This window comes from Janthinobacterium sp. KBS0711, assembly GCF_000988085.1.
GTDB classification, from domain to species: Bacteria; Pseudomonadota; Gammaproteobacteria; order Burkholderiales; family Burkholderiaceae_D; genus Janthinobacterium; species Janthinobacterium lividum_E.
This window is the reverse complement of the sequence record NZ_LBCO01000033.1, coordinates 745,231-755,312: the sequence shown is the minus strand read 5'-3', so window position 1 is coordinate 755,312 and position 10,082 is coordinate 745,231. Positions and strand designations below refer to the sequence as shown.

Sequence of the window (10,082 nt, the reverse complement as noted above, 5' to 3'; positions counted from 1 at the left end):
GGCGGGCGATGCCGTTGCCGGAATTACGTACCAGATCGCCAGCAGCCAGTCCCGGATCCTGGTCAAATGCGAAGTCAGCCTTGGCGCCCGTTTCGTATTGCACGGTGACGGTCCACGTCTTGGCGTTCTTCATGTGGCCTTCGACTTGTTTGCCAGCGTAAGCGCCGCCAGCGGCGCCGGCCAGGGTGGCCAGGTCCTTGCCGCGTCCGCCACCGACCTGGCGGCCCAGCAGGGCGCCGGCCACGCCGCCGCCGATCATGCCCAGCGCGCCGCCTTCGCCCGCTTTTTCAGTGACGTTGACTGCCAGCACCTTGCCGCAATCGGCGCAGATCTGGTGCTGTGCTGGCTTGCTGTTCTGGCCTGCATACGAGTTGCCGGCCTTTTGCGCGGCCTTGGCGTTGATGATGGCCTGGTCGTATTCGCCCTTGGCGTCGCGCAGGCATTGCATGCGGGCTTTCGAGCTGGTTTCTTCTGCGCATAGTTTCTTGTCATCCGCATAGCGGGTGCTGGCCTGCTTCGTGTCGTAGGCGTATTGCGCCTTCGGCGACAGGTTTTGCGCGAATGCGGAAGTGCTGAACAGGGCCGTGATGGCGACTGCGAGGATGAGTGGGCGACGAATCATGATCTTCTCCTAGGGGGTGTTAAATGAGCCAGTAATGTCGGCATTGTGAATGCAGTATAGAGGAAAATCATGATTGCTTACCAACACTTACATGTGCGTGCGGCGCAAACTATCCGAAGCCATTTTCCGCATGGAAATTAACCGTAGGCGCCGCCTGTGTACAGCAAGTCGAACAGGCGCGCCATGGTGGCGATCAGCACGCCCGCGCCTAGCATCAAGGTAGCGACCAGCACGACGGCCAGGGGCCAGCCCGTGTCCGACAGACGGCTTGACGCGGCGTTGTAGCGGGCATCCCACTTGTCGTCCGGCATCAGGCCCAGCACCAGCGCTTCCAGGAAGCCGCCCAGGGCGGACAGGGTCAGCGGCAAGATCTGGTAAAACCAGTCGGCGTCGGGAAACAGCTGGCGCAGCAGCAGGGAGGCGGGCAGGGCGGCCAGGTGCAGCCAGCCCCAGCGGTCCTTGGCGCCGTGCAGGTAGAAGCGGTGGGCGCCCAGCATACCCAGCAGGAAAGCCAGCAGGGCCGTGAAGGCCTTGTTCTTGTGCGACTGTTGCAAAATGGTAGCGGTGGTCATGGGACTCCAGAGTTGCTCATCGGTAAAGATTGTCAGTATCGGTCATTCGCTGCCGCAACGATAGCACTTTCGTGCCGTGTTCAGGCGATGCCGGCGCCGCCTGGACGTGGCATCGGCGGCACGATAGACGCACGCGCCTATTGCGTCTTCGGCCATGACTGGTCATAATGTTTGATTAGCCCAAATTACACGCCCGTCATCATAACGCTTGCTGCCTGGCGGTAAAGCGCGCTATAATTTGCGGCTTTTTCCGCCTCAGCACACTTTTTGGAAATATTATGGTCGTTATTCGTTTAGCTCGTGGAGGCGCCAAGAAGCGCCCGTTCTTCAACATCGTCGCTACTGATTCGCGCAATCGCCGCGATGGTCGCTTCATTGAGCGTATCGGTTTTTACAACCCGATGGCGCAAGGTGGCGAAGTTCCACTGCGTATCACCGCAGACCGTCTGGCCTACTGGCAAGGCGTTGGCGCACAATTGTCGCCAACCGTTGCTCGCCTGGTAGCTAGCAACAACAAAGCAGCAGCTTAATTAGATCACTGGTTTGACGGTCAAGACTGCATCCGGGGTGAAAGTCCCCGATGACCTGGTACAGGTAGGCTATGTCTCCGGTGCTTATGGCATTGCTGGCGGAGTCAGGATCACTCCTTTCTCCGACGATGCGGATGCATTATTAAGCGTCAAAACCTGGTGGTTTGATAAACCGACCTTGCATGATGTTCAAGTCAGGCAAGCGAAGTTACACGGCGGCGACGTCGTGGCCCAGCTGGTGGGTGTGGTCGGGCGGGATGCCGCAGAAGCGCTGAAAGGCGTCTCTGTGCAAATTCCGCGTAGCCATTTCCCGACGCTGACGGCCGATGAATTTTATTGGTCCGATCTGATCGGACTGACAGTCGAGAATTTGCAAGGCGAGTGCCTCGGCACAGTGCACGACATGATGAGCAATGGTCCGCAGTCGATCTTGCGCGTTACGCCCGTCGCCACTGCTGATGAGACCGTTGAAAAGGCGCCTGAGCGCCTGATCCCGTTTGTTGGCCAGTTTGTCATTAACGTTGACAAGGTTGCCAGCAAGATCACGGTCGACTGGGGCCTCGATTATTAAACCGCCTGCGCTTAACAATGCGCCGGGCAAACTTTGCAGGATGGTGAGCGATGCAATTTGATGTCGTGACCCTGTTCCCGGAAATGTTTGCCGCGCTGACGCAGTCGGGTGTGACCCGGCGCGCCTTCGAGCAGGGGAAATGTGGCTTGTCGCTGTGGAATCCCCGTGATTTCACGACCGACAATCACCGTACCGTGGATGACCGCCCGTATGGCGGCGGCCCCGGCATGGTGATGATGGCCCGTCCCCTTGAAGCGACAATTACTGCCGCGAAGCAGCGCCAGACCGCATTGGGACTGGCGGCGCCCCGCGTGGTGTTTATGTCGCCGCAAGGCCGTCCGTTGACGCACGAGCGCGTCACGCAGCTGAAAGCCGAACCTGGTTTGGTGATCCTGTGCGGCCGCTATGAGGCCGTGGACCAGCGTTTGCTGGACCGTTGCGTCGACGAGGAAATCAGCGTCGGCGACTTCGTCCTGTCGGGCGGTGAATTGCCTGCCATGGCGCTGATGGATGCGGTGATCCGTTTGTTGCCGGGTGTCTTGAACACCGAGGCATCGGCCATCGAGGACAGCTTCGTCAATGGCTTGCTCGATTCGCCGCACTATACGCGGCCGGAAACGTATGAAGGCATGGCCGTGCCGCCCGTCTTGATGGGTGGTAATCATGCCGAGATCGTCAAGTGGCGCCGCCAGCGCATGCTGGAAGCGACCGCGACAAAGCGGCCTGACCTCTTGGTCAGTGCGCGCGCCGCCGGCTTGCTCAGCAAGACCGACGAAAAATTCTTGGCCAGCCTGTAAGCCGTCTCCGGACGGCCGGCAGGGTGGCCAGTAGTGCCGGGCATGTTGCCCATATTGTGTTACCCATCCTCTACCGGGCGGATACTTGCTATCCACAGTGCGCCGGCATGATGGTTTTCGGAGTGTTAAAAATGGACTTGATTCAACAATTAGAGCAGGAAGAAATTGCTCGTCTGGGTAAAACCATTCCTGAATTCGCACCAGGCGATACCGTTATCGTCAGCGTCAACGTAGTCGAAGGTACGCGCAAGCGCGCCCAGGCTTACGAAGGCGTCGTTATCTCCCGTCGTAACCGTGGCCTGAACTCGAACTTCATCGTTCGCAAGATCTCGTCCGGCGAAGGCGTCGAGCGTACGTTCCAACTGTACTCGCCGCTGATCGCTTCGATCGAAGTGAAACGCCGTGGTGATGTTCGCCGCGCCAAGCTGTACTATCTGCGTGAGCGTTCGGGTAAATCGGCGCGTATCAAAGAAAAATTGCCAAATCGCCGCGTTGTGGCGAAAGCAAGCGCGTAATATCAGCGTCTGCGTTGGGAAAAGGGGTACCGTATTGGTGCCCCTTTTTTTATGGTGACACCTGGCAAAACCTGCTGCGCGTCGGTATAGGCAGCCTGCGATGCTCACCGTGCTAGAGCACGGTTGCGCGTCTCGGCTACCTCTTCCTTCCGCTCGCGACGCTTTTGCCAGGTGCTTTTAATCATGAGGGAGGGGCAATGGCCACCATCGCATTTGATCCCAAACAACTTGCCATCGATTCGATCGCCGGCGAGGCGGCGCTGGACGCCGTGCGCCTGACGCCGGACTGGCTGCGCCAGCGCCTGGCCGAACAGCCCGACTGGCAGCCCGAGATTACCCAGGATTTTCTTTCCGCCCGCGCCGTGCCCGTGCGCGCCGCCGTGCTCATTCCTCTCGTGCAACGGCCGCAAGGCTTGACCATCTTGCTGACCATGCGCACGGACCACCTGAGCAGCCATGCGGGACAAGTCAGCTTTCCCGGCGGGCGCAGCGAAGCCTTCGATGCGTCGGCCATCGCCACGGCCTTGCGTGAAACGGAAGAGGAAGTGGGCCTGGCGCGCGAACACATCGAAGTGCTCGGTTGTTTGCCCGATTACCTGACGGGCACCGGCTACCAGGTCACGCCCGTGGTGGGCCTGGTGACGCCGCCGTTCGAGCTGCGCGCCGACCCGTCCGAAGTGGCGGAAATCTTCGAAGTGCCGCTGGCTTTCCTCATGGATGGCCTCAACCATCAGCGCCTGTCGGTGGCGTTGCCGGGCGGACGGCGCTCGTTCTACGCCATGCCGTACGAGCGCTTCTACATCTGGGGCGCCACGGCCGGCATGCTGCGCAATCTGTTTCACCTCTTGCGCGCGTAAAATGGCGTCCCGCACGTAATAAGTTTGATTCCAGCACTGCACTGCGCTATCGTAGCGGGCATTGCGGTATTGCTGAAAAAGACAAAAAGGACGTTTGATGACATTTCTCTCCATACTTTGCGCATTGCTGATCGAGCAGCTCAAACCTTTGCGCGCGGACAATCCGATCTACGCCGAAATCAAGAGCCTGGCAATGCGCATGGAGACCTGGTTCAATGCCGGCCACGCCAACCATGGCCGCATGGGCTGGTTCCTCATGATCGGCGTGCTGATGGTGCCGACGGCAGGCATCTACTGGCTCTTGCAGCATTATCAGCTGACCCTGCTGGCCTTTGCCTGGAACGTCCTCATCGTCTACCTGACCCTGGGCTTCCGTCACTACAGCCATTACTTTACCTCCATCCAGCTGGCCCTGAGCGCCGGCGACGAAGCGACCGCGCGCACTTTGCTGGCCGACTGGACCAAGCTCGACACGGTGGGCATGGAAGCGAGCGAAATCGCCCGCATCGCCGTGGAAAAAGCCCTGGTTACCACGCACCGCAATGTCTTTGGCGTGTTTTTCTGGTTCCTCATGCCACTGGGCCCTGCCTGCGCCGTGATGTACCGCGTGGCCGAATACCTGGCGCGCGCCTGGAACGAACCCGAGCACATGCGCAATGAGGCGTTCGGCCAGTTCGCCGCGCGCGCCTTTTACTGGATCGACTGGATTCCCGTGCGCTTGACGGCCGTGGCGTTTGCCGTGGTCGGCAATTTCGAGGACGCCATCTACGCCTGGCGCAATTTCGCCCAGCGCTGGCAGGACGAGGCCATCGGCATCATCCTGACGGCCGGCGGCGGCGCCATGGGCGTACGCCTGGGCACGCCCGCGGAAACGGCGGCTCGCGTGTTCGTCACGCCGGACATGGCCGTCGATGACAGCGACAGCGAAAGCGATATTCTGCCCGGCGAAGAGCCGGGCGCGCGCGCCTTGCAGAGCACGGTGGGCCTCGTGTGGCGCGCCTTGCTGCTGTGGATGCTGCTGCTGTTGCTGATGTCGGGCGCCGTTTTCCTCGGCTGACGCGGGCGCACACGCGCCATCCATGCGCCTTGCGCGTGGAACAAGGTTAAAATAGGGGCTGGCGCGTGATGCGTGCCGGCCCCTGTTTGCATCGTCAGGGCAGATCGAGGTAGAACCCAAGTCTTCTATAAGATATAATACTGGCTTACCGCAGCAAACGTAGTTGAATTACCAGCCCGGCCTACCCGCCGGGGCCATTCACGCAATCCAGTCCCGACAAGCCACATGGCCGAGTTATCTCAAAAAACAGGGGAACTCTCAGACGAGTTCTTCATCCTTGGTCTCACCAGCAATGGCAAGCAATTCCGACCCAGCGATTGGGCCGAGCGCCTTTGTGGAGTGATGTCCTGTTTCAATCCCGAAGGTGGCGGGCGCAATGCGCACCTCCAGTATTCGCCCTACGTGCGCCCGACCGTCGTCAATGGCGTCAAGTCGGTGGTGGTCAACACCAAGCTGCGCGAGATCGAGCCGATGGCGTTTCACTTCGTGCGCGAATTTGCCAAGGATAACGACCTGCAAATCGTCGAAGCCTGCTTCCTGCCGCCGCCCGAAGAAAAGTAAGACCTGTTTCATTGATGTGCCTCAAACCCGCCACGGCGGGCTGGCGTAGCGTGGACACTCTGCCTCAAACGGAGTGGCGACATGCGCATCGGCGACATCTGTACCTTGCACACCATCCATTGCCGGCGTGACACCAGCGTGCAAGACGCGGCGCTGCTGATGCGTCAGCATCACGTGGGCGACCTGATCGTGGCCGAACAGCCGAATGGCGAGCGCGTCCCCATCGGCATCCTCACCGACCGCGACATCGTCATTTCCGTCATCGCCCTAGGCCTCGACCCCGCCAGCCTGCTGGTGGGCGACATCATGAGCGCGCAATTGCTCACGGCCAGCGAAGACGAAGACGTCTACGACATCATTGAACGTATGCGTGTCAACGGCATCCGCCGCTTGCCCGTGGTCAACAGCCTGGGTGCGCTTTCCGGCGTCGTCAGCATCGACGACCTGCTCGCCTTCCTGGCCCAGGAAATGGCCGAGCTGGCGCGCATCAGCAGCGGCCAGCTCGTACATGAAAAGCGCACGCGAAAATAGGAACACCTGTCAAAACCTGCTGCGCGTCGCGCTTTGCGGTCGGCGATGCTCACCGTACTACAGTACGCTTGCGCTTCTCAACCACAAATCACTGCCGCTCGCTACGGTTTTGTCAGGTGTTCAGTTCGTCCGTAATTGCGCAATTCCGGTCAAGTCACGCCTGCCTGAAAATGCTACAGTCGCTGCTCGTTCAACGGGAAGCGTCCATGCACACTCTGGCCAAGGCACTCTGGTATATCGAATCGCATTATGCGGAGAATCTCTCGCTCGGTGACATCGCCCATGTGGGCGGCGCTTCGCCGTGCCACCTGACGCGCGCGTTTGGCCTGGCCACGGGCCACTCCGTGATGCGCTATGTGCGGGCGCGCCGGCTCAGCGAGGCGGCCCGCGCGCTGGCCCAGGGCGCGCAAGACATCCTCGCCGTTGCCGTGGAGGCCGGCTACAGTTCCCATGAAGCATTTACGCGGGCCTTCCGCGACCAGTTCCATGTCACGCCGGAAAAGGTACGGGCCCAGCGCCACGTCGCCAACCTCGCGCTGGTCGACGCCATTAAAATGGATGTGGCGCCGGGTGTGCCCCTGGAAGCGCCCCGTTTCGAGCAGGGCCCCGCCTTGCTGGTGGCCGGTCTCGCCGAACGCTATCGCGCAGAGACGGCTGCCGGCATCCCCGCCCTGTGGCAGCGCTTCCTGCCCCATGTGGCGCCCGGCCAGCTGGTGTATGGCGTGTGCTGCAACAATGACGACGCAGGCAATTTCGATTACCTGTGCGCCATGCCGGTGAGCGACTTTTCCCAGGCCCCCGATGGCTGGACGCGGCTGCGCATCGCCCCGCAGCGCTATGCCGTGTTCCATCACCGCAGGCATATTTCCACCATCCGCACCACCTGGCATGCGGTGTGGAACGAGTGGCTGCCCCAGTCGGGCCTGGAAGTGGCCGACGCGCCCGATTTTGAACGCTACAACCAGAATTTCGATCCCGCCAGCGGCAACGGCGGCGTGGAAATCTGGCTTCCCTTGAAAGCATGATGATCTCCAATACCTTGTCTGCGCCGGCCCTGTTTGCCGGCGGCACTGCGCTGCGCCAGCGCCTGTTGCAAATTGCCGCCGCGCTGGCGGCGGGCCTGCCCCTGTACTGGGTGCTGGGGCCGCAGCCGCTGGGCTGGCTGGCCTGGTGCGCGCCGCTGCCCGTGCTGTGGCTGGCCCTGCGCTCGTCGCGCCGCGATGCGGCCTGGATGACGTTGCTGGCCGCGGCGCTGGGGCTGTCATCCAACGTCGCCTATTTCCGCCTGCTCATGCCCTTGCCGGCCGTGCTGGCCGTGATCGCCGTCAAGGCACTGCTGTGGCTGCTGGTAGTGCTGGCCACGCGGCGTCTCGTGCTGCGCTACCGGGCAAGCTGGACGGTGCTGGCGTATCCCGTGCTGTGGGTTGCCATCGATACGATGATGGCGGCCTTGCTGCCGGACGGCAACTGGGGCAGCCTCGCGTATTCGCAGGCGGATAATATTACCGTGTTGCAGGTGGCGGCCCTGGCGGGCGTGCCTGGCCTGCTGTTTTTGCTGTGTCTGGCGCCGTCCGCGCTGGCCTTGCTGCTGGCGGGCGGCCGCGCGTATGCGCCAGCGGCGTGCGCCACTGCGCTGGTACTGCTGGCCGCGTTCGCCGGCGGCGCCTGGCGCGTGCACGGTGCGCCCACACCAGCCGGGCCGCTGGCGGGCCTGGTGGCCATCGATGACTTTATCGGCCCGGCCACGCCGCCGGCGCGCGCGCAAGCCGTCTGGGAGCAGTACGCGCGCCACGTCGAAGAACTGGCCGGGCAGGGCGCCCAGCTGGTGCTGTTGCCGGAAAAGATAGCCGTGCTGGCGCCCGCGCAGGCGGACGCCGTGCGGCAGCGTTTCCAGGCGCTGGCGCGCGGCGCGGGCGCGTGGATCACCGTTGGGATCGGCGTGCAGGATGCTGCCGGCCGGCGCAACCTGGCCTGGCTGTTCGCGCCCGATGGCGCCGCGCCTGTCAGCTATCAAAAACATCATCTGGCGCCGCCCGAACGCGAGTTTCTTGCTGGCGGCGCGTATGCCGTGCAGCCGGTGGCGGGCCAGGCCATGGGCCTGGCCATCTGCAAGGACATGCATTTCGCGCCCCTGGGGCACGCGTATGGCGCGGCCGGGGCGCAAACGATGCTGGTGCCGGCCTGGGATTTCCAGCTCGACGCCTGGATGGGCGCGCGCATGACGGTCGTGCGCGGCGTGGAAAACGGTTATGCCGTGCTGCGCGCGGCGCGCGAAGGCAAGCTGACGGTCAGCGATGCGTATGGCCGCGTGCTGGAGGAGCGGTCCAGCAGCGCCATGCCGGGCAGCACCTTGCTGGCGCCGTTGCCGGCGCACCCGTCCGTCGTCACCTGGGCTGGCTGGATGGGGCCGCTGTTCGGCTGGCTGTGCGTGGCGCTGGGCGTGATGTTGCTGTGCATGGGCCGCCGCGCCGCCCCCGCGGTCTGACACGCAAGGCCAGGTTTTGCTGCAATGCGCAAAACCGCATTGCACAACCCTCTTTTATATTCCACGTACGCGGCTACATAATCGCCGACGATGACTGCACCATTGCCGTGCATATATCCGGCGCTTTGCCGGTATATATATATTGCACTGCAATAAGTCGTGTTATCTGGTATTGGCGAAATGGGGCAGTTGATATTAATTGGTACTTAATTCCGCCACGAAGTCATACATATCGCCGCGGAAGTAGGAGCGGCAAAATTCCACGGCGCGGCCATCGCGCAAAAAGCCCAGCCTTTCCACCGACAAGCCCGCGTCGCCTTCTTCCGCCTGCAGCAGGCTGGCCTGCTCTCCCGTCAATAAAAGCGCGCTCAGCCGCTGCAAGGCGCGCACGGGCCGGTTGCCCGCCTGTTCCAGCGCGTCATACATGGAGATATCGACGGCGTCGAGCGCCGGCAGGCAGCTGGCGACGATGGTTGCGTATTCCAGGCACATCGGCACCTCGTCCGCATATCGGATGCGGTGGAAGCGGTACACGGGCGCGCCCGGCGACAGCCGCAGGCGCAAGGCCTCTTCCGGCGTCACGGTGCCTTCTGCGCGCTTGAGCCACACGCTGCGCGGCGTACGCCCACGCGCCCGCATGTCCTCGGAAAACGAAGTCAGCTTGGCGAAGTTTTTCTCGATGCGCGTATTGATGAAATTGCCCGAGCCGGGGCGGCGCACCAGCAAGCCCTCGTTGACGAGGCCATCGATGGCCTTGCGCACGGTGATGCGCGAGACGGCCAGGTCGCTGGCCAGCTGGCGTTCGGCCGGCAGGGCTTCGTCGGGACCGAGGATGCGCTTGTCGATCGCTTCGCGCAGCGCGCGCTGCAGTTGCTGGTACAGGGGCAGGCTACTCGTCTGCCCCAGGCCTTGCATGATGTGAGCCAGGGTTGTCATACGCTGAGGGTCTCCGTTACGGCGCGTTGCAGACGCGCTCTGTATCTG

At 62.3% G+C, this 10,082-nt stretch carries 13 protein-coding genes; 10 read left to right on the top strand and 3 right to left on the bottom strand.

Annotated features, from left to right (window positions below):
- Together VM94_RS22020 and VM94_RS22015 are read right to left on the bottom strand one after the other, a co-directional pair.
- On the bottom strand, positions 1–622 hold a 622-nt coding region (locus VM94_RS22020), incomplete at its 3' end, for a glycine zipper 2TM domain-containing protein (protein ID WP_082127873.1).
- 137 nt (positions 623–759) lie between these two features.
- On the bottom strand, positions 760–1,194 hold the full coding sequence (locus VM94_RS22015; RefSeq protein ID WP_046685328.1) for an NINE protein: 435 nt from the start codon (positions 1,192–1,194) through the stop codon (positions 760–762).
- Between the two features lie 278 nt (positions 1,195–1,472).
- Here VM94_RS22015 and rpsP point away from each other — a divergent pair, with 278 nt between their 5' ends.
- From rpsP to VM94_RS21970, 10 genes are all read left to right on the top strand, one after another.
- Positions 1,473–1,724, top strand: coding sequence for a 30S ribosomal protein S16 (rpsP, locus tag VM94_RS27920; RefSeq protein ID WP_010395524.1), 252 nt, complete (start codon positions 1,473–1,475; stop codon positions 1,722–1,724).
- A gap of 13 nt (positions 1,725–1,737) precedes the next feature.
- Positions 1,738–2,295: a ribosome maturation factor RimM gene (gene rimM / locus VM94_RS22010; protein ID WP_046685327.1), complete on the top strand. Its 558-nt coding sequence runs from the start codon at positions 1,738–1,740 to the stop codon at positions 2,293–2,295.
- A 50-nt stretch (positions 2,296–2,345) separates the two neighbouring features.
- The gene (gene trmD, locus VM94_RS22005) at positions 2,346–3,092 is read left to right on the top strand and encodes a tRNA (guanosine(37)-N1)-methyltransferase TrmD (RefSeq protein WP_046685326.1); all 747 of its coding nucleotides are present in this window, start codon (positions 2,346–2,348) and stop codon (positions 3,090–3,092) included.
- A 131-nt stretch (positions 3,093–3,223) separates the two neighbouring features.
- A complete protein-coding gene (gene rplS / locus VM94_RS22000) occupies positions 3,224–3,607 on the top strand; it encodes a 50S ribosomal protein L19 (RefSeq protein ID WP_010395528.1) in 384 nt (127 codons plus the stop codon).
- Positions 3,608–3,804: 197 nt separating this feature from the next.
- Entirely contained in the window at positions 3,805–4,464 is a 660-nt protein-coding gene (locus VM94_RS21995; protein ID WP_046685325.1) for a CoA pyrophosphatase, read from the top strand.
- A gap of 97 nt (positions 4,465–4,561) precedes the next feature.
- Complete coding sequence (locus VM94_RS21990) at positions 4,562–5,521, top strand: CobD/CbiB family protein (RefSeq protein WP_046685324.1); 960 nt, start codon at positions 4,562–4,564, stop codon at positions 5,519–5,521.
- Positions 5,522–5,746: 225 nt separating this feature from the next.
- A complete protein-coding gene (locus VM94_RS21985; RefSeq protein ID WP_029496213.1) occupies positions 5,747–6,082 on the top strand; it encodes a DUF3579 domain-containing protein in 336 nt (111 codons plus the stop codon).
- Positions 6,083–6,163: 81 nt separating this feature from the next.
- Positions 6,164–6,613, top strand: coding sequence for a CBS domain-containing protein (locus tag VM94_RS21980; RefSeq protein ID WP_046685323.1), 450 nt, complete (start codon positions 6,164–6,166; stop codon positions 6,611–6,613).
- 206 nt (positions 6,614–6,819) lie between these two features.
- Positions 6,820–7,638 carry an AraC family transcriptional regulator gene (locus tag VM94_RS21975; protein WP_046685322.1) on the top strand — a complete coding sequence of 273 codons (819 nt, stop codon included), beginning with the start codon at positions 6,820–6,822 and terminating at the stop codon, positions 7,636–7,638.
- Positions 7,635–9,098 carry a carbon-nitrogen hydrolase family protein gene (locus VM94_RS21970; protein WP_082127845.1) on the top strand — a complete coding sequence of 488 codons (1,464 nt, stop codon included), beginning with the start codon at positions 7,635–7,637 and terminating at the stop codon, positions 9,096–9,098. Before VM94_RS21975 ends, VM94_RS21970 begins: the two co-directional genes overlap by 4 nt.
- A gap of 195 nt (positions 9,099–9,293) precedes the next feature.
- On the opposite strand, the gene VM94_RS21965 is transcribed toward VM94_RS21970, so the two are convergent.
- Positions 9,294–10,034 (bottom strand): GntR family transcriptional regulator, encoded by a 741-nt coding sequence (locus VM94_RS21965; RefSeq protein WP_046685321.1) that lies wholly within the window; start codon positions 10,032–10,034, stop codon positions 9,294–9,296.
- Positions 10,035–10,082: the final 48 nt, after the last annotated feature.